Here is a 22,519-nt window from a genome sequence, read left to right as displayed (position 1 = left end):
ATGACGCTTAAAATTGGCATCATCGGTGCTGGCAACATCGGTACCGCAATGGCGACCCTTGTCGCGCAGTCCGGCGCTATGGTCAATGTAGCGGCGCGCGGTGATCGGTTGGCGGCCATTCAATCACGCGGCACCAGCCTGATTGATCGCGGGTCACGGTTTACGGCACGCCCGATCGCGGCGCCAACAATCACAGACGCTATGGACGCGGTATTCGTCTGCGTAAAATCACAGTCTTTGGCCTCGGCTATTCTTGCCAATGCCGCTGCTATTTCGCAGGACACTTTGGTGATCCCGATGGTGAATGGAATGCCGTTCTGGTTCAACGCGAAAGGCTCGGACATAGGATCGGTGCCCTTTCTGGACCCAAAGGGCGATCTGGCGAAACTGCTAAAGCCGCGACAGATTTTGGGTGCTGTCCTACTGATGACCGTTCGGATGGACGACGAGAGCTGTGCCATTTCGTCGAACACGCCCACGCTCAGCATTGGGCCCATCGTTGGCAGTGCAGATACCAACCGCATCGATGCCCTATTACAGGTCCTAGAGGCGGGCGGCATTCGCACTGACCTATGCGGCGACATCCGCCAAAAGGTGCTGGTAAAACTGTTGGCCAATATCGCGACCAACCCGCTGACCGCCCTAACCGGCGCTATGCTGAACGAGGTTGGCACCAATCCAGCGCTGCGAGAGGTTGCGTTGAAACTGGCCGATGAATTTCGGTCATGGGCAAATGGGGCAGGGTACGATCTGCCATCCAATGATTGGCTCACTGACCTTTTCATCGATGCCGGCGATTTCCCGACATCCATGTTGCAAGACGCCCGCGCAGGCCGCGCATTAGAATTGGATACGATTTGCAAAGCTCCGCTGGAAATGGCCCGCCGCGCGGGTGGCGACATGCCGTTTCTGTCTCACCTTATTACCGAAATCGAAACCGCAACCTCTCTCCCTGCGGCTGCCGATCAGGTTCCTACCGCGCTTGCGCGGCTTTTCACCCTATCCGAGTTTTCAGAAGGATAACCAGATGAACACCTCCTCTTCTATCACCGCAGATTCCAATCCGATGGCCGGAAAATCCGAACAAGAGCTGCGCGAACAGCTTGCCGATTTTTACCACCTTGTCAGTTACTTGGGCTGGACGGAACTGATCTTTAACCACATCTCAGTGCGCTTGCCGGGTGAAGAGCACGCCTATTTGGTGAACCCTATGGGCCTGCATTATGACGAGGTGACGCCCGAAAACCTGTTGGTCGTCGGCGTAGATGGTAAATTGCTGCGGGAAAGCGAATACAAACCCAACCCTGCGGGCTTTGCGCTGCATGGTGTGATCCACGAACATCGCCCAGATGTCGGCTGCGTCGCGCATACGCACACCACCCCGATTTCTGCGATCACAATGAAAGACGGGCACATCGACCACAACAATTTCAACGGTGCGCAGCTATATGGCCGTGTCGGATATCACGAATTCGAAGGTATCACGATCTATGACACCGAACGCGAACGCATGTTGGCATCACTGGGCGACAAACACGTCTTGGTCCTCCGCAACCACGGCGTCGCGGTCTGCGAAGCGGATATTCCGCTGACCTTTTTCCTGCTGTGGACCGTTCAACGTGCGGCCGAAATCCAATGCGCAGCGGCCGCCATTCCAGGCCCGAACGTGCAGCTGCCTGATGCGGTCAAACAGAAATGCGCAGAAGACGCGCAAAGGCTCAAGGATAACGCGTCATTTGCAACGCTGCTGTTCGACGCGATGGTGCGCAAAATGAAACGCGAACGACCAGAGTTTGCCTAAAACCAAAGCGCCCCGTTTGGGGCGCTTTTTCATGGCCGCATTACAACCGACGCGCTGGGGAAATCAGTCGCAAATCCATTTGGCAACGGCGCGATAAACACGTTTTCGGTGCGGTTTCGCGTAAACACCCAGTTGCCCATTTCATCCTTTCGATAGGCATTGTTCAGGCGTGATGACCGCAGCAATGCCGTACCGTCCGCATATAGCCATGGCTGCATATGCACCCATTGCCCCGTTGCTGTTTGGGCATCTTCAGAGACCTGAATTTGTTCCGATGTCACGTAATGGCAATTCAAAACAAGAGCCGGATCTTTTTTCTGGCCCCAAAATTTTTCGAAGTGGTCACGGATGGCGGATTTACCAACGGCCGCGCCGAATTGTCCGTCGTAATATACGCCCACACCTTCCCAAATAGCGTCTTGAGCGAACAGCTCCATAATCAGATCAATTCGCTGAGCATCTGTTTTCACGCCATATTCAGGGCATGGTGTATCACAAAGCGCCATGTACCTCATTTGTGTTTGGCGGACTGCGCTTTCGGCCTCTAGGCGGTCAATACGTGCGATTAACGATGCAACATCAGTCATTTTTGGCTCCAACTATATAAAGCCAAGTTTAAGCCCAGCCCTGCGGCTGACAAGAATTTACATTAATATTCATGCAAAAAATCGATCAACGCACAAAAAAGCCGCGCCAGTTTCCTGACGCGGCTTTTCAGCAATCAGATTGGAATTAGAAGTCCAGATTTTCTACGCTCAGGGCGTTGGTCTGGATGAATTCGCGGCGTGGTTCCACCTCGTCACCCATCAGTTTGGTAAAGATGTCGTCGGCGCCTTGCAGGTCTTCGATGCTGACCTGAAGCAGGGTACGCGCATCAGGGTCTAGCGTGGTTTCCCAAAGCTGATCAGGGTTCATTTCACCCAGGCCTTTGTAGCGCTGGATCGACAGACCCTTTTCGCCTTCTTCCAAAATGGCGCGTAACAGGTCCAGTGGGCCATAGATCATCGTGTGACGATCCTTGCGGTGCAGCTGCGCAGGTTGGCTGTAAACCTCTTGTAGTGCAGCGGTAAAGCTGCCTGTCTTGCGTGCCTCGCCGGAACGCAGCATTGGGCCATCCAGAGTGCGGACTTCCTCGACCCCGCGCAGAATGCGGGCCAAGCGGATACCGTGGTCTTGGGTGATACGGCCCTGCCAGCCGCGTTCGTATTCCAGCGCGATCAGGTCCAAACGCTTCGCAACGGTATCAGCAACGCCCTGTAGGTCGCTGTCCACAGCGCCCGGAACGAAAGCACCAGCGATCGCAGCCTGTTCCAGAATGTGGCGCGGATAATGCGTTGGGAAGGCATCCAAAACGCGGCGCAAGGAACGCGCATCTTCGACCACGCGCAGCAAATCCTGCCCCGCCAGCTCAGAGCCATCAGCCAGACGCAAAATAGCGCCCTCAATGCCCTGATGGATCAGATATTCATCCATCGCAGCCTGATCTTTCAGATACACCTCGGATTTACCGCGGGCCACTTTGTACAGCGGCGGCTGAGCGATATACAGGTGACCAGCTTCGATCAATTCAGGCATCTGACGGAAGAAGAACGTCAAGAGCAGCGTTCTAATGTGCGCACCATCCACGTCCGCGTCGGTCATGATGACGATCTTGTGGTAGCGCAGTTTTTTCATGTCGAATTCATCTCGGCCAATGCCCGTGCCCAGTGCCATCACTAGGTTGCCGATCTCTTGGCTGGATAGCATACGGTCAAAACGCGCGCGTTCGACGTTCAGGATTTTACCTTTCAGCGGCAAAATCGCCTGTGTGCGGCGGTCACGGCCCGTTTGCGCGGATCCGCCAGCCGAGTCACCCTCGACGAGGAAGACTTCGGTTTGAACAGGATCTTTTTCAGAACAATCTTTGAGCTTGCCCGCAAGGAAATTCACATCCATCGCGGTTTTGCGGCGGGTCAATTCGCGGGCTTTGCGTGCAGCTTCGCGGGCCAAAGCGGCTTCGATGATTTTTCCAACGATGCCTTTGGCTTCATTCGGGTTTTCTTCGAACCATTCGCTTAGCTTTTCGCCAACTAGATTTTCGACCGCTGGGCGCACCTCGGACGAAACCAATTTATCTTTGGTCTGGGACGAGAATTTAGGATCAGGGACTTTAACCGACAGGACGCAGGTCAAACCTTCGCGGGCGTCATCACCTGAGAACGATACCTTTTCCTTTTTGCCGATGCCGTGTTCCTGCGCGTATTTCGTCAGGGTACGGGTCAGCGCCGCACGGAAACCAGCAAGGTGCGTACCGCCATCGCGCTGTGGAATGTTGTTCGTGAACGGCAGAACGTTTTCGTGGTAGCTGTCGTTCCACCACATCGCGACCTCGACCCCGATGCCGTCTTTTTCGCCTTGAACGAAAATCGGTTCGGGGAACATCGGGTGTTTGGAACGGTCCAGATATTTTACGAACTCTTTCACGCCGCCATCGTAGAACAGTTCGTTCTTGATCGGCTCAGCTGGCCGTTCATCCTCTAGCAGGATACGCACGCCAGAGTTCAAGAATGCCAATTCGCGCAGGCGTTTTTCCAGAACGTCATAGGAATATTCCAAGTTCAGGAAGGTGCCTTCGGGATCGTTGGTTTTGGAGGACGCCAAGAAACGCACCTGAGTGCCTTTTTTGCCATTAGCCTCGCCTACAACCTCTAGCGATTTGGCGGTCACGCCTTTTTCAAAGCGGACATAGTGTTCTTTGTCATTGCGCCAAATGCGCAGTTCCAGCCAGTCAGACAGGGCGTTCACAACGGAAATACCCACGCCGTGCAGACCGCCCGACACTTTGTAGGAATTCTGGTCGAACTTACCGCCAGCGTGCAACTGGGTCATGATCACCTCGGCGGCGGAAACGCCTTCTTCGGGGTGCATGTCCACAGGAATACCGCGGCCGTTGTCGGTGACAGAAACCGAATTATCGGCGTGGATTTTTACCGAAACATGGTCAGCGTGGCCTGCCAATGCTTCGTCGATGCCGTTGTCCACGGCCTCGTAGATCATGTGGTGCAGACCAGACCCGTCATCGGTGTCGCCAATATACATCCCAGGGCGTTTACGGACTGCGTCCAAGCCTTTGAGAACTTTAATAGAATCGGCGCCGTATTCGGGCTGCTGCTGCTCTGTTTCGGACATGCGGTGTTTCCCCGTATTTAGTCGCCAAAATATAGAGGATTACTGGGCGATTGTCACGGGTAAGACGCTATATTTTGCGGTTAGACAAAGGGGATAATGACCCCGACGGCGATTAGCAGCCAACCAGCCGTTAGGTTCATCCTGCGCAGCGCTTTTGGCGAGGTCAGCAAAGCCCGTATTTTCCCGATAAACGCCCCCATGATCAGGTTTCCGACAAACGGCACAATGGCCGATAATGCGGCAATGGCGACAATGTCGGGCGTGGTGAGCGCGGTCAAATCAAAAAACCCCGGCAGCATCCCCATGTAGAACAGGATCGCCTTTGGGTTGCCCAAAATCACGGCCAGCCCCGCGATGAACCCCGCCATCATCCCCGGGCGGGTCAAACGGCTATCGGAGCTGATGGATTTATCCGCATTCCTGATGACCATGTACCCCATGACCAAAAAGGTCACGCAGGCCACATATTTGATGCCCGTCAGAAACCCACCGTATTGGTTCACGATCCAACTGACGCCCAAAATCGCCAGCACAGACCATAGCACGTCGCCAACGACCACGCCCATCGCCAGCGGCCACGCGGCCCGAAACCCGCCCGACATCGCCCGTGCGATCAGGCCGACCCACACAGGGCCGGGCGTCATGAACAGAACAAACAACGCGCCCGCATAGAGCGCCAGATCACCGATCGATAGCGTCATTCAGCAACAGGCAGGGTCAGGCTGCCGTCCTCATTCAAAGGCCAAAAGGGATTATGGGCGACTTCCCATACGTGACCATCAGGATCGGCGTAGTAGCCTGAATATCCGCCCCAAAATACGGGCTCTGGCCGTTTTAGCGCGGTTGCCCCTGCGGCCAGCGCAGCGTCGAATGCGGCATCGACTTCGTCCGTTGTTGTAAAATTTTGCGCCAGCGTCATGTTGCCAACACCCAGCGGCGCGCCTTCGCGGCCCTGATCTTTGGCCAATTCAGTGGTCGGAAACAGGCCCAAGGCCATTCCGTTAATCTGATAAAACGCGACGCCGGGCTGTTCGGCGGTGACCTGCCACCCCAATGTTTCATAGAACGATTTTGCGCGTTCCAGATCAGAAACGCCCAAAGTGATTAAAGTCACGCGCTGCGGTGTCATCAAAATTTATTCCCTAACAAATCCAGCGTCAGGTGATCGTCCCACGACCGATTATTCAAGGGCAAAACCATCAGGTCATCGGTTTGATGCTCGATGGCGACCGTGCGTTTGTCTGTCATCGCCACCCAGCGCAGGGGGTTGGGTTTCGCCTGAAATCCGTTCGCCGCATAAACGGGCCGATCACCAAACAGAACCATCGCATCAGCGCCTACTTTGCGCGCGAAATCGATACTTCCACGCACCAAATGGCCAGCGATCCCTTGGCTGCGATGGTTGGGATGGGTCGCAACCTCGGCCAGACCTACGATATCCAGCAGCTGTTCACCCAACCTTACGGTGCGATAGGTGATGGCCAAATGCCCGACAATCGCGCCTTTGGACCGTTGAATTAGGCGCACATTGTGACGTTGTTGATGATAGGACGCCCCGCCAAATTCCGGCGAAAAGGCAAGGTCCAGCAGGGTCGTCAGCTCTGCCTCAGTTTCAGGGGTCAGGTCGAATTCATTGATCGTTTCAAAAGCTGGCAACATGCGATGCGCCCCCTTGGTCGGTGACTTCGACGTTTTGGGCGCGGTCGGACAATTCGGTGAATAGTTCAGGGCCCGTGCCCGTCATGAACGCCTGCGATCCCAGCGCGCAGATTTCATCATAGAGCGCCGCTCTACGCCCTGCATCCAGATGCGCAGCGACCTCGTCCAGCAAAAGGATCGGCGCCATGCCGATCTGCGCGGCCAAGGCACGTGCATTGGCAAGGATTAATGAGATCAAAAGCGCCTTTTGTTCGCCCGTAGAACAATCCGCCGCGGGCATGGATTTCGCCGCAAATACTGCGCCCAGATCGCTGCGATGCGGACCAGTTAGGGTGCGCCCTGCCGCCATATCGCGCGAACGCCCTGCGGCGAATGCATTGCGCAATTCGGCTTCGGTTTCGGGGGTGCCCTCAGCGTTCAAAACTGTCAGTTCCGCCACGGGGAACGCCGTTTCAGCCTGTGATTGGGCCGTCATCAAATTTAACACAGCATCGCGCCGCGCAGCCATGATCGTGGCCCCTGCAGTCGCCATCTGCGCCTCTAGCGCGGCATACCAATGAGCATCTCGCACCATATCCTTGAGCAACCGATTGCGTTCGCGCATCGATTTTTCATAAGCCAGAACCGCCTCGGCATGGGCGGGTTCAAAGCTCATCGTCATGCGGTCCAGAAAACGGCGGCGGCCTTCGGCGCCTTCGATCCACAGGCGGTCCATAGATGGCACCAGCCACAACACCCGCGCAATGCGGCCCAATGCGGTTTGCGCAGACGCTTTGCCATCAATCCGCAGATTGCGCGTTTTTTCTGGTTCGGCCCAGATTTCGATTTCATGGGAATTGTGGCCAGACCGCAGATCAGCCGCCATTTTCCATCCCAGACTTTCGGGTTTGCGCACAATGTCGTCCACTGCCGCACGGCGCAAACCGCGCCCGGGGGACAATAGCGAAATCGCCTCTAGAATGTTGGTTTTGCCTGCGCCGTTAGGCCCGAAAATCGCAACGGGCCGACCATCAAAATCAATCTCGACCCGTTTGTGGGATCGAAAATGCGACAGCAGAATATGGTCAACAGAAAGGCCGCTCATTCGCGGCCTCCTGAATATTCAAACATGGTCGCGCCCTGCGTCACACGCGCATTGGCATCACGACATAGACCGCCGAAGTATCATTGCCTTCGCGCATCAAGGTCGGATCGCCCGAGGAGTTGAACAGGAACACCGCGTTTTCGCGGTCCACTTGGGATGCGATTTCCAGCAGGTATTTCGCGTTGAAACCGATTTCCAGACGTTCGTCATCATAAGCCACGGCCAGTTCTTCGGTCGCGGCACCGCTGTCTGGCGCGTTCACGGACAGGACCAGACGATCTTCGTCCAGCGACAGTTTGACAGCGCGGCTGCGTTCGGACGAGACGGTCGCCACACGGTCAACGGCCTTAGCGAAATCGCTGGCGTCGACTTCCAATTTACGGGTGTTCCCTTGAGGGATCACGCGGGTGTAATCAGGGAAGGTTCCATCGATCACCTTGGATGTCAGGGTAATGTTCGGGGTCGCAAAACGAACTTTGGTTTCCGACACAGATACAGCAATCTGCATTTCGTCGTCATCCAGCAGTTTACGCAATTCGCCAACGGTTTTACGCGGCACAATCACACCCGGCATATCGCCTGCGTTTTCTGGCATTGCTGCATCGATGCGGGCCAGACGGTGACCGTCAGTCGCAACGCAACGCAGCGCGCGGCCGTCTTCGCCATCAGCGATGTGCATGTAAACGCCGTTCAGATAATAACGGGTTTCTTCGGTAGAAATCGCGAATTTCGATTTATCGAACAAACGACGCAGCACCGGCGCAGGCGCCGAGAAGTTCGTGGTATAGTCCGACGACGCCATCACGGGGAAATCTTCTTTGGGCAGGGTCGCCAGGCTAAAGTTTGAACGACCCGCTTCGATGGTCAGGCGACCTTTGACGCCGTCTTCGGTCAGGGTAACCAATGCGCCGTCTGGCAATTTACGTACGATTTCGTTCAAGGTGACCGCAGCGACTGTGGTTGCGCCAGCGCGTTCAACCATTGCGTCGGCTTTGTCCACGACTTCGATATCCAAATCGGTCGCGCGGAATTGTACGTTATTGCCTTCGGCCTCGATCAGAACGTTGGCGAGGATTGGAATTGTGTTCCTGCGTTCCACAACTGACTGCGCTTGTGCCACAGCCTTGAGCAATACCGCCCGTTCGATACTGAATTTCATGTCTCTCGCTCCGCTTGTCGGACCCGACCTGGCCGGAAAATGAAACCTAACGGTTTAATTCCAAGGCTCAAGCTCTTTTTATGACTGTTGAATACTGCGCGACCAGCGTCAAGACGCCAAGGTGCGGCGCAGCAGCTCTAGTTCATCGGCCAACTGGGAATCTTTTTCCGAAAGTTCGTCAATCCGGCGCACACCATGCATCACGGTTGTATGGTCACGGCCACCGAATTTACGTCCGATTTCTGGCAAGCTCCGATTGGTCAGCTGCTTTGCCAGCCACATCGCAACCTGACGCGGACGCGCATAGGCACGCAGGCGTTTCGGGCCGATCAGATCCGACAGACGGATGTTAAAATGTTCAGCAACTTTGCGCTGGATTTCATCAATGGTCACGCGGCGTTCGGACGATTTCAACAGGTCGGCCAAACAGTCTTGCGTCATTTCTAGCGTGATCGGTTTGCCAACCAGCGACGCCATCGCGAACAGACGGTTCAAGGCGCCTTCTAGAACGCGGACGTTGGTGGTGATTTTGTGCGCAAGGAATTCCAATACGCCTGGATCAATTTCCAAACCTGGGAACTGTTCGGCGTATAGTTCTGCTTTGGTCTGCAGAATACCGACACGCAGTTCGTAATCGGTTGGGTGCAGGTCAACGACCAGACCGCATTGCAGACGGGTCTGAATACGCTCTTCCATGTCCTTGATTTCGCCTGGGGCGCGATCCGCAGAGATGATGATCTGTTTGCGTGCCTCAACCAGTGCGTTGAAGGTGTGGAAAAACTCCTCTTGAGTGGAATCCTTGCCAGCAATGAATTGAACGTCGTCGACCATCAGAACGTCGACCGAACGGAACAGTTGTTTAAAGTCAATCATCTTGCGGTCTTTCAGCGCCGAGATGAAGCGATACATGAACTGTTCAGCCGAGATATATAGAACTGTTTTTTCTGGGTTACGGCGGCGGATTTCATGGGCAACCGCGTGCATAAGGTGCGTTTTACCCAGACCAACACCACCGTACAGGAACAGCGGGTTAAAGGTGACTGGGCCACCTTCGGCGACGCGGCGGGCAGCAGCGTGGGCCAATTCGTTTGGTTTACCGACAACGAAATTATCAAAGGTAAAACGTGGATCCAGCGGGACATCTGGAATAACCGAACCTTCGGACGGCATGCGGACCGGATTCGCCACAGGCTTCGGCTCAACATTTGGGCGTGGGTTATTGGCAGCCGCGGATACAGCAAAAGACAAACGTTCCGTCTGCGCACCATTGCGGTTCAAATGATAGATGATCTGATCTGCAAAATTCTGGCTCACATAGTCGCCAAAGAATTTGGTCGGCGCATTGAAATACGCAACGCCATTGTCAACATGCAGAAATTCGAGCGGTTCAATCCAGTTCGTAAAGTTGCCTGTGCCAATATTGTTTTTAAGTGTCTCGCGGATTGAGCCCCACATAGTCATTTTTGTCCCGTACCTATCCCAGTCTTTAAATCTTCGCTCGCAGACCCCCACAGTCCACTCCACACTGTTCAAACGGACAAAAATTTCCCACCGCTCAGAGTCCCACTCCGAACGCTATGTCGTTTTCATCCTATCATATACGGCCCGCGTCAGCGCCTCGTTGGGCGTGTGACGCAATCCGTCCGGGGTACAGAAAGCTGTCCGATATCAATGACATCGGCTGCCTAGCTGCGCTGATCGAAAGATCGATCAGGAGTAACGATAAAAGAACAGCAGCAAGTCAGATCAAATCTGACGCTATTCAAGATCGCTTTCACGATGCTCCCCCAGGAACGATGTGAATCGCTTGGGTGAAACTAGCAACGTCAGGGCGCTCCCTTCAACACAACAACGTCCTTGACTCTGACTTTCTGGAAAAAGAATCTCTCGGCCTTTTTTGACCGCTTAGAAAACCAAAATTTGGTGGCATCCGCGCAACAAAAACGCGCCCAAAAAGGGCGCGCTTCAAATAGTTCTATGGACCATCCGAAAGGATGGAATCAGCGGGATTAGCCCAGCGATTTAACGCGGGAAGCCAGACGCGACATTTTGCGCGACGCTGTGTTTTTGTGGAAGATACCTTTGGTAACGCCACGCATCAGTTCAGGCTGTGCTGCTTTCAGAGCTGCTGCTGCTGCTTCTTTGTCACCCGAAGCGATAGCTTCTTCTACGGTGCGCAGGAAGGTGCGGATGCGCGAACGGCGCATTTTGTTGATGTCGGCGCGGCGTTCGTTCTGACGTGCGCGTTTTTTGGACTGGGCTGTGTTTGCCATAGTGCGGTTCCTTTTGGTCTGGGCCAATAAAATGTCGAACGCACGAAAGCCCACCAAAGGTTCATAGGAACCGGCTGATTCTGGCCAGAGCGGGCCTCACGCGCATGTATCGGGCGGCGTTTAATGCCCGCCGCCCAAAAAGGCAAGTGTTTTAGCGGTCGCGGAACTGAGGTTCGCGTTTTTCAAGGAAAGCTGCCATGCCCTCTTTTTGGTCTTCGGTCGCAAACAGCGAATAGAACTGACCACGTTCGTAGGCCAACCCCTGCTCCAAAGACATCTCATATGCTTTGTTCACGCAGTCTTTGGCCGCCATCGTAGCAAGCATGGATTTCTCAGCGATCTTGTTAGCCGCTGACATGGCTTCTTCTTTTAGCTTTTTGGCAGGCACCACGCGGGATACTAGTCCCGAACGTTCGGCCTCTTCAGCATCCATGAAACGACCCGTCAGGTGCATTTCCATGGATTTCGCTTTGCCGACATAACGGGTCAGACGCTGCGTGCCGCCCAATCCGGCGATCACGCCCAGATTGATTTCCGGCTGGCCAAATTTTGCGTTGTCTGCCGCAATGATGAAATCGCACATCATTGCCAATTCACACCCACCGCCCAGCGCATAGCCGGACACGGCTGCAATGATTGGTTTTCGGGTGTTATTGAAACGGTCGCTTTCCGCCGTAAAAAACTTTTCGGTCATCATGTCGACGAACGATTTGTCCGACATTTCAGAAATATCGGCGCCAGCCGCGAATGCTTTTTCCGATCCGGTGATAACGACGCAGCGAACTTTGTCGTTCTCGTCTGCCGCCTCAAGCGCTGAGGACAATTCGCCCAACAGCTTGGAATTTAATGCATTGAGAGCCTCTGGTCGGTTCAGGGTGATAAGTGAGACGTATCCCTGAACGTCCACGTTGATGGTCTCATAAGCCATTTGCAGCCTCGGTTGCTGTTGTCTTGGACCTCAGTGATTAACAAAGCTGTGACAGCGTTCAAGTTATCTTTGGCATTGCGGACAATAGAAAGTTGAGCGTCCCGACTGCACGAATCGCTGAATCACGTGACCTGCATCGCCTGTTTGGCATGGCTGGCCTTCGCGATCATAAACACGGAAATTATGCTGAAAATACCCTAACTTACCGTCCGCTTGCCTATGATCTTTCAGCGACGATCCCCCCGATTCAATTGCCTCGGCCAACACCTCGCGGATGGCAGGAACCAAGGTAGCGATGCGCTGAGCGGATATCTGCCCTGCTTTTCGTTTGGGATTAATTCCTGTGCGAAACAGCACCTCGCACACATAGATGTTGCCCAAGCCCGCCACGATTCCCTGATCCAGTAGCGCGGTTTTAATCGGACTGTTTTTGCCGCGGAAACGGTCGATCAGGTACGATTCGTTAAAGGCGTTGGAAAACGGTTCGGGCCCGATATCACGCAGCAACCAATGATCTTCGGCCGTGGCGGTATCCAGCAAATCCATCGCCCCAAAACGGCGTGCATCGTTGAATGTCACCCGTGCGCCGTTTTCCATATCGAACACAACATGGTCGTGTTTTTCAGGCGTCGGATGCGGGTGATGGAATTCGCCAACAGCCACACCCGAAATCGTCATGCGGCCAGACATGCCCAGATGCACCAACAGCGTTTCACCCGAATCCAGATCCATCAGGATGTATTTCGACCGACGGCGCAGGGCGTTGATCCTCTTGCCTGTCAGACGTTCCGCCATATTTTCCGGAAACGGCCAACGCAGGTCTGGGCGGTTTACGGCGGCATTTGATATCACCTGCCCTTCCATGGCTGGGATTAATCCGCGGCGGACTGTCTCTACCTCTGGCAATTCGGGCATGGTGCGCTTCCTATCTTTGGGGCGGCAGTGTATGCCCCTGATCAGACCTATTAAATGTGACGCATCGGCAAGGACGGCAAGAGCAATGACCGACAATCGCGACAACACCACTCACTTCGGTTTTGAAACCGTGCGCGAAAACGAAAAAGCGGGCCGCGTTCAGGGCGTGTTCAAGTCGGTCGCATCAAAATATGACATTATGAATGACGTGATGAGCGTCGGCATCCACCGCGTTTGGAAAGACGCGATGATGGATTGGCTGGCCCCACGCGCAGGTCAGAAACTATTGGATGTGGCTGGCGGCACCGGCGATATTTCGTTCCGTTTCCTGCAACGCGCAGGCAGCGGGCATTCCACCGTGTTGGACCTAACCGAATCCATGCTGGTCGAAGGCCGTAAACGCGCCGAAGCCGCAGACATGGCCGATAGCCTAGACTGGGTTGTAGGCGACGCGATGAAACTGCCGTTTCCTGACAATACCTTTGATGTTTACACCATCAGCTTTGGCATCCGTAACGTAACCCGTCCCCAAGAGGCATTGAACGAAGCCTACCGTGTTCTGCGCCCAGGCGGCCGTTTGATGGTGCTGGAATTCAGCCAGTTGCCGAACCCGATGATGCAAAAGGCCTATGACCTGTATTCGTTCAACGTCATCCCGCGTATGGGCAAACTGATCGCGAACGATAGCGAAAGCTATCAGTATCTGGTCGAATCGATCCGTAAATTCCCAGATCAGGACACGTTCCTCGACATGGTGAAAAAGGCCGGTTTCGGCAACGCGAAATACCGCAACCTGTCGCTGGGTATCGCGGCGCTGCATTCGGGGTGGAAAATCTAATGCGCGGACCTCACAACATTTGGCGCCTGATCCGTACAGGCGCAACGCTAGAACGCGCGGGCGCCATGAACATCGCGCTAGATGCATTCGACGCGAGCCCCGTCCTGCGCTTTGCCGCACGCACATTGGCATTTCCGTTCCGCTGGTTGGGCTACAAAGGTGACGCCTCACTGCCGCCAGTATCCCGCGCGCTAACCGCATTGGGCCCTGCCTACATCAAATTCGGTCAGATCATGTCGACCCGTCCTGACGTTGTTGGCCCTGATTTGGCCCGCGAACTACGCGTCCTACAAGACGCGCTGCCGCCATTCCCATTGGACGTCGCGAAAAAAGCGGTGGCCAAAGAATTGGACATCAACGTTGACGAGGTGTTCAGCGAATTTTCCGAACCCGTCGCGGCCGCATCCATCGCGCAGGTTCACCGCGCACGGATCGCTGAAACCGGCAAAGAGGTCGCGGTCAAAGTTCTGCGGCCAAACGTCGAACGCGCCTTTCAAAAGGACGTCGACGCATTCTATTTCGCGGCCCGCTTTGTTGAATTCTTCTCTCCTTCATCACGGCGTTTGCGCCCGATGGACGTCATCGAACATTTCGACGGCGTTGTTCAGGGTGAATTGGACCTACGCCTAGAAAGCGCGAGCGCATCAGAATTCGCCGCCAATACCGAAGGCGACGCAGGATTTCAGGTGCCCAAAATCCAATGGAACCTATCGTCCCGCCGCGTGATGACCTTGGAATGGGCCGAAGGCCTAAGCCTTGGTGATATCGACGCGATTGACGCCGCCGGCCATGATCGCCGCGCGCTGGGCGCACGTGTGTTGCAACTGTTCCTAAGCCACGCACTGCGCGATGGTTTTTTTCACGCGGATATGCATCACGGCAACCTAAAGGTCGCATCGAATGGCGATATTATTGCCTATGATTTTGGTATCATGGGCTACATCGACGAATACACCCGCCGCGTTTACGCCGAGATCCTGTTCGGATTTATCCGCCGTGATTACAAACGCGTCGCAGAGGTGCATTTCGAAGCAGGTTACGTGCCCGCCGATCAGGATGTTGAGGAATTCGCACGCGCCTTGCGTGCTGTGGGCGAACCGATCTTTGGCATGGACGCCAGCCGCATTTCGATGGGCCGTCTGTTGGCCTATCTGTTCGAAGTCACCGAACGGTTCGGCATGGAAACGCGCACCGAATTGATCCTACTTCAGCGCACCATGGTCGTTGTCGAAGGCGTGGCGCGGTCGCTGGACGAACATATCAACATCTGGGAAGTCGCCCGCCCCGTGGTCGAAGAATACATCCAAAAATCGATCGGCCCTGCCGCATTGACCCGTGACCTGGTGCGCACAGCACGTGTATTGGCACGCTTTGGTCCACGACTGCCGCAATTGGCCGAGGCTGCGTTGATACGTCAGTCCAAACCGGAAAAAGACACAGACGATTCCACGCTACACCCCGCTATTTGGGCTGTTATCGGCGCGGGCGCGATGGCTGTGTTTTGGGTGGGTACGCTGATCTAACCATAACTTGGATCACGCAAGGCGGTCACATCAGTGGCCGCCACAACATCACCTGACTCCAACACCAATGCGACGCCATCGTCTGCGCTGCGCACCTCGGTTACCGCTACATATACATCGGCCGTTTCAGCGTTAATCTGAACCCCGTCTTGATAGCTTAGCACGGCAAAACTGTAGCTGCCTTCGGACATTCCCTCCCATTCTATCAATGCCGCGTTGGTGTCGATCGACAGCCGATCGACCTCTGTTCCGGTGCTGTCATAAACAACCAATTCCGCACTATCTGCGGCGCTATCGGGCTCTGCCGCGACCGTTACGCTGTTTGTCCCGCCATAATATGCCGCCGCAGACACGCGAACTTCGTTACCGACCCAATTGGCCAGTTCTGACATAGACGATGTTGCGAACATGCCCGTCAGGTCCGATAATAGATCGTTGGTCAGCACCTGCTGTTCAACCGACGAAAATGTCGCCAATTGCGTGGCATAATCGGTGGAATCGACCGGATTAAGAGGATCCTGGTTTTCCATTTGCGCCGTCAGCATTGTCAAAAAGGTTTCAAAATCGGAACTGATGACCGAATTGGTATCAGACGACGTTGTCCCCGTTGATGTTGCCAAAGTGGATGTATCAATCGTTGTCATTGGGTCCCTATAGCCTGATGTCTACGCGTCCATCGGAGGCGCGCAAAACGGGTTGAATTATCTCGGTGGTCTGGGTTTCAGCTTTGCCATGGCTAGTACCTTGGCGGGAGTCGTCCGTGTCGTCGTGGGACGCGAAGTCTAAACTCACGTCACCAAACCCCAACTCTTTGAATTCGTTTGTCAGCAGATCCAGATGTTTTCGCATCAAATCCACGGTTTCTGGCCGCTCTACTGCAATAACGATTTGGACTGACGTTTCATGCGTGATCATCTGCATCCTCACCCGCCCCAACTCTTCGGGATCAAGAGCGATTTCAGTCACATTTCCATCAGACAACGGCGCGGACAGGACCTGTTTCACAACCTGAGCCTCGGTCGTGTTTGGTACAATTTTTGGTACGACTTCGGACCGTACAATCGTGCGTTCTAGCGACACAGGCGGGCCTTTCTCTGGGCCGTCGTTTGGCGCAACTGCGTGGTCCATGCTGGCCTCAAAGCCAGTTATATCCAGAAATTTTTGGTCAACTTGGGCCGATTTAGTCTCTATTCTTGTTATGGCGCCATCAAATTGATGATCTTTGCCGAAATCCTGTGCCTCGATATCTGTGGTGGTTCTGCCTTCCCTATCCGGCTTTGGATCTACCGGTGGAATCTGAGGCGCAGGGATCGCCAGCGGATCATTCTCGTCGACGTCCAGCTCGGGTTCTGGGCTCTTATCAACTTCCGCTGAATCAGTGTCTGTTTCGCCGTCAGTTTCCAGCTGATCCATTGTTTGTAGAAACGCATCACACATCTCATCTGTGGCACAGAGGCCCCCGTCATTCGGCAGACCTGATAAAGATGACTGAACTAAACTGACCTGCATCAAAATCTCCGCACTGGTTCTGATGCCACTAAACCTGACGATGATTACTCAATCTTTACCGAAATCGATTCAATCTTTGGAAAATTGACCCAAAGGAGAGTCCCAAATGATTGCGACACAATCCCCAATAAGATCAGCAGCAGAAAAAATCGAAACTGCGTTTCTATCCCAGATGCTGAAACATTCCGGTGTCGGCGAAACCGGAAATAGCGGGGATCAATTTTTGACTTTCATGCACGAAGCCCAAGCACGAGCGATCGTAAAAAGTGGCGGGATTGGCCTGACCGAGTCCTTGTTTCATGCATTAGCGGAGCGGGCAGATGGATAAACGTGCCATGGACATAATTGCCCAGCTTGCACGCACACGCGCAGCCATAACCGAAGGCAAATTCACCACATTGGACGCATTGGCCCGGATCACGGAATCAATGCACTTACCCAGCGATCTAGATGCAGATGATCTGACGGCGATCAAAACAGCCGCAAGACGCACAATGGCAGTCATAGAGGCGGCGAAACGCGGGATCGATGATTCAATCGCCAATCAGACCAATGCGAAAGAACAACAGGAAAATTTCGCAAGTTATGGTTCGGATGGACAGTTCGCCAAACATGTTCCCACGGCGCCGCAAATATTGCGCAAAGCCTGATCGATAGAATTTGAACAAATTTCACCGCGCGCATTAGGGAATCGTTAGCTCACCGCACGCATGATCACAGCACATCCGAAATGGATGCCGGCATTGGACCGGTTCGCGTCAGAATGGCGTCTCTTCGATTGTTCAAAACCGAACAAAGACAAAACCAGGCGCAAAGCGCCACATTATAGGGACATCCTTTATGTCTAGCATTCTGACCAACAATGGCGCCATGGTGGCGCTAAGCACCCTGAAAACCATCAACTCTGATCTGTCCAAAGTACAAGACACGATTTCGACCGGTAAAGAGGTGAACTCGGCCAAAGACAACGCGACGGTCTGGATCACCTTTGCATTCGATGAATAGGCACGCTGTGTCTGGATCAGGTCTGTGAGTTCGCTCGCGACATCGGTTGTAGATTCTTCGCGGGCATAAGACGCGATTTCACCTGTCGGACCATCGCCGGCATCCCACAAATACATCGACCCGGAACTGTTGGTGATGCGATAGGCCTGACCACCGACCGTCTCTAATCCGTTCACATTAGCCACATCCACCAATGGCACCTGATACAGCACCCGCGTAACGCCTGTATCAAACGACGCCGTTACGTTGCCGTTTTCATCCACGCCAACCGTCGTCAGATTGCCGACTTCGGACCCGTCTTTTGTCACTGTACCTGGCTGAAACGTATCGGAAAGCTGTGTCAGGCCATCGGTATCACCTAGCGTTCCAATATCGATAGAAATCGGTCCCCCATCTACAGTGACCGTGATCGTGCCATTAGTGGCATCATAGGCGCCACCGGTCACAGCCGTGACAGACTCCAGCGTCCCGCCCAGATCGCGCGTGTCGTCAAAGGTCAACGTGTATTCACCCACAACCGCATCACCAGAGGCGCTATCCGTGATGACCATCGTCCAAGTGTTGGATGATCCTTCTTCGGCGACGATCGGAACAAACTCTATCCCCAGATTTTCCGTCTTTCCCAGATTGTCATAATATTCGACGGTCAATTCTTCGGCTGCGCCTTCCGCCCCATTGGCAGTTGATGTGGCGGGTAAATTGGCCTGCATTTCGATGGCCGTCGTCGGCTCGCCCGCAAAACCACTGACATTGATCAAAATTGGCTCTAACCCTTCGGCGGTATCGCGGGCGTGGGTCGAAATAGACCCATCCGCATTTGCGGGCCAACCCATCAAAACCAGACCGCTAGAGGTGGTCAAATAGCCATCTTCATCCGTTGAGAAACTGCCGGTCGTCGTCATAAGAAACGGAGTGTCATTACCACCGTCAGCTACAGATGCCGAGGTTGTCACAGGTAACATACCCCGTCCGCTGACGGCCAAATCCAGAGCGCTGGATGTCGACACCAAAGACCCCATTTCATCAATCGCACGCGTGGTCGTCGTACGCACGCCGCCTGCCGAATATGTACCTTCGGCGCTCGATACGACCATCGAATTGAAATCGGTTTCGGCCCGTTTGTACCCATAGGTCGACGCGTTCGAAATATTGTCCGAAATCGACGCAAGTCGCGACGCATTTGCCGCCAACCCCGCGACCGACGCGTTAAGAGAAGAGGAAATCGTCATATCGAGCCTTTCTGCATCAGGACGTTGCACAAAGGTCTAGGCCATCACAATTAACAGGCCCCTAACGGAGATCGGACCGCAGAAAAACGATCCTAATACGGTTATTCCGAACTGATGTGGGTACAAATTCTGCGGGATCGCGGTCCGCGTGACCAACTGCACGAACGAAACGTTTTGGCGCAATGTTTTCGGCCTCTAATAACTGACGGACCTGACCCGCGCGAGCCAGCGAAACATCCCAAACGATATGATCGCGCACCACAACAGGTTGCGTCGCATGATGAGCATGAACCGATATTTCGTTCTGGACCATCTGCGCAGCGGCACCTACAGAATCTAATATTTCCAGCAAAATCGGAGTGGGCTCAGCAGTGCGATCAACAAAGATCGGCTCTGACGGTGTCGCGAAAATATCGATAACCAGCCCTTCGTCGGTGATCGACGTCACAATGTGCCGCAATTCGTTCTCTGCAAATAACGCTTCGCCGGTTTGGCCAGCAATCATCGCGGCAAATTCGGCTAAAGAATCGGTTTCATTCGGCGGCATGCCATCACTGTTCCCCACGCCGCCCGTACCCGATTGAATTTGCATGTTGCGCGAAAAAACGTCCTCTCCGCCCAACGCACCGTCGCCTCCGGCGGATACACGCGCCAGAGGGATTGTTGGTGCGAAATAATCCGCAATACCCTTGCGTTGCTGTTCTGTCGTCGCGTTCAGTAGCCACATCAGCATAAAGAACGCCATCATCGCCGTTACAAAATCCGCATAGGCCACTTTCCACGCGCCGCCGTGATGGCCATCACCGCCGACCATTTTTTTGCGTTTGATAATGACCGGCGCGTTGGTTCCAACCGCCATTCTATCCACCTTTGTTCACCCGCAATCAGGGCTATGATCCAAAGGTTTCGGGGAAATTAATCGCGATCAGCGTAATCTGTAAATTTCGTCAGGTCCCGCAAAATCCACCAGATCATATCCAGCGTCTCGCATGATCGACGCGATAACGGAATCGCCCGCGTTGTTTTCAATCGCCCAGACCTGAACACGATGTTTGCTAAACGGGAAATCGCGCAAGACAGCGACCTCTCCGCCTTCGATATCCAACGACACGAAATCAGGATGTTCAATTCCCACGTCCGTCAGGATGTCAGACAATCGTTTGGTCTGGACCTGAACCAACTCTTCTACATGACGCGGATCATTCCTGACCTGAGCCAAGGTCTGGGCGTCATAACTTTGCGCCAAACCGCTCATTTGCGTGAACCCTTTGGTGACCGCAATGAATTCAGCCTCACCAGCCGTATCGGAAACCGCCAGTTGCAGACACTCACTTTTGCGGGCGATGCGTGCCTTTTGAATTTGGGACGGAACAGGTTCAACCAAAACACCCGACCATCCACGGATCTGTTCAAAAAACAATGAATTAGACCCTGTTACACCGTCATACGCACCGACATCCACAAATGTCCCGCCTGTCTTACCGCTAAACAACCGATCCACGATCATGTCTTGGCCCGCTTGTGACGCGAATAGATACTGCGGCTCTGTTCCGCGCCGCAACCTATGCAATTCGCGGTTCAACGCGGCCCGACCGCGCCCTTTCTCTTGGCGCAGCTTTACCGCGATTTCATTTTTGATCGCGGCGGCGTCTGTGTAGTGCTGGCGCAGGCGCGCACCCAAATTCATTTGCCCGTATCCGCGTATGATTTTTCTTCGACTAGCGCCGACCCAAGTAGCAAATTGATCTGTTTTTTCACCGCCGCGCGTCGGTCATTTGTTTGATAAACCGCACGGGCAAGGCGGATAAATTCGTCGCCAAAATCGTCATGCGATTCACAAATACGAATGTCGTCTTCGATCACCCAAAGATCCGCGTTAATTTGATACAATTCGCCCCAAAGTCGCTGCAATTCGTCAGATTTCGGGATCGCCTGATTTGCGACGGCCGTTAATGCGGATTGTTCAATAGCGACATTCGCCAATTTAGCGGCATCGTCGATCCGTTCAGATTTCAGCTGTAGAATTGTCAGTTTATCAATCAATTCACCAGGTGCGACGGGAACCAGGATATCATCCATTTTTTGAAACCTTCTCGCTTAGAGCCTGACGCACATCGGTCATCACATGATCCCAACGCAGGGCCTCGCGCTGACGGAACAGCCGCATGCTGGGATACCAAGGAGTCGTCGTGCCGCGGTGGCGATACACCCAAAATGCATCCATATGTAAAATGACCCAGACCGGTATACCCAATGATCCCGCGATATGCGCCGTCGCCGTGTCGGAAGTAATTACCAGATCCAATTCACGCATCAGCGCTGCACAGTCAGCGAAATCGCGGTCATGTGATCCGGCATCCACTATCAATCCAGAGGCACCATCATCGTAAAACGCATCGATCATCGGCCCCTTATAAAGTGAAAACAGCTGCACATTCGGCACATCACAAAGCGGTAGAAAATCACTATGGCTAAACGACCGGAACGCATTTCCACGATATGTGACTGACCCCGTCCAGACGACACCAACGTTAAACGTATCTTCAAATGGCGACAGGATTTTCTGTGCCCTTTGAACGCTGTCGTCAGGAACGATCATTGTCACAGGCGCACGAATATCAGCATCCGATTTTAGCATAATCGCGCCTAATTCCATCACATTGACCCAATAATCATAAGCGATATTTGGATCAGGCTTAGGAACGATGAAATCAGCGCCCTTTAGACCCTGCATCAGCCGAAAAAGCGGTTTTTCAACAACCACCGAAACAGTTGCGCCTAGGTGTTTCAGGTCGGACACGTGACGAGACATCAACACGAAATCACCGAAACCCTGTTCAGGCATGACGATGATATGTTTTCCACCCAATGGCTGCCCCGTCCATTCAGGAAAGGGCATACGCCGCGGGGTTAATTCATTGGTCATCCAGCGTGCGCGATACAAAGCAAAGGCATCCTGATATTGCCCCATAGCCAGCAACGCCATGGCCGCCTGAAGTTTGATATCCGCATAGTCGGGAAACTGTTCGATCCGAGGGCGTAGATAATCCCAAGCGCCCTGATAATCCCCCATGCTGCGCAAACACCGCCCGATCATCGCGTGTTGTTCGGGATCATCGCCATATTCGTTAATCAGCGATCTGCGTATGTCGATCGACTGCGCATAATGGCCCAGATCAGACAGGATGTTTGCGTAATTAGCCCGAATGGTGCGGCTTTTTGGCGATAGCGCAAAGGCACGTTCATGCGCCCGTTTCGCATTATGGAAATGTTTGGTCGCACGTAACAATGCACCATAATTCGACCACATCTGAGCATCAGACGGAACCGCGCCCAGATATTGGCCGTACAGGCGCAGTGCATCGCTATGACGGCCTGACTGATGCGCCTCTATACAGCTATCGCGCATGTTTTTGGCCATAATAGAG

General features: G+C 54.0%; 24 protein-coding genes and 1 pseudogene. 7 read left to right on the top strand and 18 right to left on the bottom strand.

The features are described 5' to 3' along the window. Together BVC71_RS08000 and BVC71_RS07995 are read left to right on the top strand one after the other, a co-directional pair. A complete protein-coding gene (locus BVC71_RS08000) occupies nt 1-1,023 on the top strand; it encodes a ketopantoate reductase family protein (protein WP_086451104.1) in 1,023 nt (340 codons plus the stop codon). Between the two features lie 4 nt (nt 1,024-1,027). Beyond that, nucleotides 1,028-1,801, top strand: a complete 774-nt coding sequence (locus BVC71_RS07995; RefSeq protein ID WP_205905963.1) for a class II aldolase/adducin family protein — start codon at nt 1,028-1,030, stop codon at nt 1,799-1,801. Nucleotides 1,802-1,830: 29 nt separating this feature from the next. Here the strand turns inward: BVC71_RS07995 and BVC71_RS07990 are convergent, their stop codons facing one another. From BVC71_RS07990 to mutM, 11 genes are all read right to left on the bottom strand, one after another. Continuing rightward, complete coding sequence (locus BVC71_RS07990) at nt 1,831-2,388, bottom strand: nuclear transport factor 2 family protein (protein ID WP_086451103.1); 558 nt, start codon at nt 2,386-2,388, stop codon at nt 1,831-1,833. Nucleotides 2,389-2,533: 145 nt separating this feature from the next. Further along, nucleotides 2,534-4,969: a DNA topoisomerase (ATP-hydrolyzing) subunit B gene (gyrB, locus tag BVC71_RS07985; protein ID WP_086451102.1), complete on the bottom strand. Its 2,436-nt coding sequence runs from the start codon at nt 4,967-4,969 to the stop codon at nt 2,534-2,536. Nucleotides 4,970-5,049: 80 nt separating this feature from the next. Continuing rightward, on the bottom strand, nt 5,050-5,670 hold the full coding sequence (locus BVC71_RS07980; RefSeq protein ID WP_086451101.1) for a LysE family translocator: 621 nt from the start codon (nt 5,668-5,670) through the stop codon (nt 5,050-5,052). Then, nucleotides 5,667-6,098 carry a VOC family protein gene (locus BVC71_RS07975; RefSeq protein WP_086451100.1) on the bottom strand — a complete coding sequence of 144 codons (432 nt, stop codon included), beginning with the start codon at nt 6,096-6,098 and terminating at the stop codon, nt 5,667-5,669. The genes BVC71_RS07980 and BVC71_RS07975 overlap by 4 nt, the downstream gene beginning before the upstream one ends. After that, the gene (locus tag BVC71_RS07970) at nt 6,098-6,628 is read right to left on the bottom strand and encodes a GNAT family N-acetyltransferase (protein ID WP_086451099.1); all 531 of its coding nucleotides are present in this window, start codon (nt 6,626-6,628) and stop codon (nt 6,098-6,100) included. The genes BVC71_RS07975 and BVC71_RS07970 overlap by 1 nt, the downstream gene beginning before the upstream one ends. Beyond that, nucleotides 6,612-7,712 (bottom strand): DNA replication/repair protein RecF, encoded by a 1,101-nt coding sequence (gene recF, locus BVC71_RS07965; RefSeq protein ID WP_086451098.1) that lies wholly within the window; start codon nt 7,710-7,712, stop codon nt 6,612-6,614. Before recF ends, BVC71_RS07970 begins: the two co-directional genes overlap by 17 nt. 40 nt (nt 7,713-7,752) lie before the next feature. Next, nucleotides 7,753-8,871, bottom strand: a complete 1,119-nt coding sequence (dnaN, locus tag BVC71_RS07960; protein WP_086451097.1) for a DNA polymerase III subunit beta — start codon at nt 8,869-8,871, stop codon at nt 7,753-7,755. Between the two features lie 108 nt (nt 8,872-8,979). Then, nucleotides 8,980-10,332 carry a chromosomal replication initiator protein DnaA gene (gene dnaA, locus BVC71_RS07955; RefSeq protein WP_086451096.1) on the bottom strand — a complete coding sequence of 451 codons (1,353 nt, stop codon included), beginning with the start codon at nt 10,330-10,332 and terminating at the stop codon, nt 8,980-8,982. A gap of 548 nt (nt 10,333-10,880) precedes the next feature. Further along, nucleotides 10,881-11,144, bottom strand: a complete 264-nt coding sequence (gene rpsT, locus BVC71_RS07950) for a 30S ribosomal protein S20 (RefSeq protein ID WP_086451095.1) — start codon at nt 11,142-11,144, stop codon at nt 10,881-10,883. Between the two features lie 151 nt (nt 11,145-11,295). After that, entirely contained in the window at nt 11,296-12,072 is a 777-nt protein-coding gene (locus BVC71_RS07945; RefSeq protein WP_086451094.1) for an enoyl-CoA hydratase, read from the bottom strand. Nucleotides 12,073-12,135: 63 nt separating this feature from the next. Then, entirely contained in the window at nt 12,136-12,987 is an 852-nt protein-coding gene (gene mutM, locus BVC71_RS07940) for a bifunctional DNA-formamidopyrimidine glycosylase/DNA-(apurinic or apyrimidinic site) lyase (protein WP_086451093.1), read from the bottom strand. 85 nt (nt 12,988-13,072) lie between these two features. Here mutM and ubiE point away from each other — a divergent pair, with 85 nt between their 5' ends. Both ubiE and ubiB read left to right on the top strand, forming a co-directional pair. Next, nucleotides 13,073-13,825 carry a bifunctional demethylmenaquinone methyltransferase/2-methoxy-6-polyprenyl-1,4-benzoquinol methylase UbiE gene (ubiE, locus tag BVC71_RS07935; RefSeq protein ID WP_086451092.1) on the top strand — a complete coding sequence of 251 codons (753 nt, stop codon included), beginning with the start codon at nt 13,073-13,075 and terminating at the stop codon, nt 13,823-13,825. Continuing rightward, nucleotides 13,825-15,348 (top strand): 2-polyprenylphenol 6-hydroxylase, encoded by a 1,524-nt coding sequence (gene ubiB / locus BVC71_RS07930; protein ID WP_086451091.1) that lies wholly within the window; start codon nt 13,825-13,827, stop codon nt 15,346-15,348. Before ubiE ends, ubiB begins: the two co-directional genes overlap by 1 nt. Here ubiB and BVC71_RS07925 read toward each other — a convergent pair. Both BVC71_RS07925 and BVC71_RS07920 read right to left on the bottom strand, forming a co-directional pair. Beyond that, complete coding sequence (locus BVC71_RS07925) at nt 15,345-15,992, bottom strand: flagellar hook capping FlgD N-terminal domain-containing protein (protein WP_240516813.1); 648 nt, start codon at nt 15,990-15,992, stop codon at nt 15,345-15,347. The genes ubiB and BVC71_RS07925 overlap by 4 nt on opposite strands. A gap of 7 nt (nt 15,993-15,999) precedes the next feature. Continuing rightward, nucleotides 16,000-16,857 (bottom strand): flagellar hook-length control protein FliK, encoded by an 858-nt coding sequence (locus BVC71_RS07920; protein ID WP_086451090.1) that lies wholly within the window; start codon nt 16,855-16,857, stop codon nt 16,000-16,002. Nucleotides 16,858-16,963: 106 nt separating this feature from the next. On the opposite strand from BVC71_RS07920, the gene BVC71_RS07915 reads away from it, so the two are divergent. From BVC71_RS07915 to BVC71_RS15550, 3 genes are all read left to right on the top strand, one after another. Beyond that, nucleotides 16,964-17,185, top strand: coding sequence for a hypothetical protein (locus BVC71_RS07915; RefSeq protein ID WP_086451089.1), 222 nt, complete (start codon nt 16,964-16,966; stop codon nt 17,183-17,185). Beyond that, entirely contained in the window at nt 17,178-17,507 is a 330-nt protein-coding gene (locus tag BVC71_RS07910; protein ID WP_086451088.1) for a hypothetical protein, read from the top strand. The genes BVC71_RS07915 and BVC71_RS07910 overlap by 8 nt, the downstream gene beginning before the upstream one ends. Nucleotides 17,508-17,697: 190 nt before the next feature. Beyond that, nucleotides 17,698-17,862, top strand: coding sequence for a flagellin N-terminal helical domain-containing protein (locus tag BVC71_RS15550; RefSeq protein WP_338036469.1), 165 nt, complete (start codon nt 17,698-17,700; stop codon nt 17,860-17,862). On the opposite strand, the pseudogene BVC71_RS07905 reads toward BVC71_RS15550, so the two are convergent. From BVC71_RS07905 to BVC71_RS07885, 5 genes and pseudogenes are all read right to left on the bottom strand, one after another. Further along, nucleotides 17,799-19,091, bottom strand: a pseudogene (locus tag BVC71_RS07905) (flagellar hook protein FlgE); the annotation flags it as partial. The gene BVC71_RS15550 and the pseudogene BVC71_RS07905 sit on opposite strands and share 64 nt — an antisense overlap. Before the next feature lie 61 nt (nt 19,092-19,152). Beyond that, nucleotides 19,153-19,950: a flagellar motor protein MotB gene (locus tag BVC71_RS07900; RefSeq protein WP_086451086.1), complete on the bottom strand. Its 798-nt coding sequence runs from the start codon at nt 19,948-19,950 to the stop codon at nt 19,153-19,155. A gap of 66 nt (nt 19,951-20,016) precedes the next feature. Then, nucleotides 20,017-20,778, bottom strand: a complete 762-nt coding sequence (locus BVC71_RS07895) for an FkbM family methyltransferase (RefSeq protein WP_086451085.1) — start codon at nt 20,776-20,778, stop codon at nt 20,017-20,019. Next, nucleotides 20,775-21,170, bottom strand: coding sequence for a DUF6165 family protein (locus tag BVC71_RS07890; RefSeq protein ID WP_086451084.1), 396 nt, complete (start codon nt 21,168-21,170; stop codon nt 20,775-20,777). Before BVC71_RS07890 ends, BVC71_RS07895 begins: the two co-directional genes overlap by 4 nt. Continuing rightward, nucleotides 21,163-22,512, bottom strand: coding sequence for a tetratricopeptide repeat protein (locus BVC71_RS07885; RefSeq protein WP_086451083.1), 1,350 nt, complete (start codon nt 22,510-22,512; stop codon nt 21,163-21,165). The genes BVC71_RS07890 and BVC71_RS07885 overlap by 8 nt, the downstream gene beginning before the upstream one ends. Between the last annotated feature and the right edge of the window lie 7 nt (nt 22,513-22,519).

Origin of the sequence: Marivivens niveibacter (assembly GCF_002150005.2) — a bacterium.
GTDB classification, from domain to species: domain Bacteria; phylum Pseudomonadota; class Alphaproteobacteria; order Rhodobacterales; family Rhodobacteraceae; genus Marivivens; species Marivivens niveibacter.
Note: the sequence above shows the minus strand (reverse complement) of the source record. Positions and strands in the feature narration are given on the sequence as shown.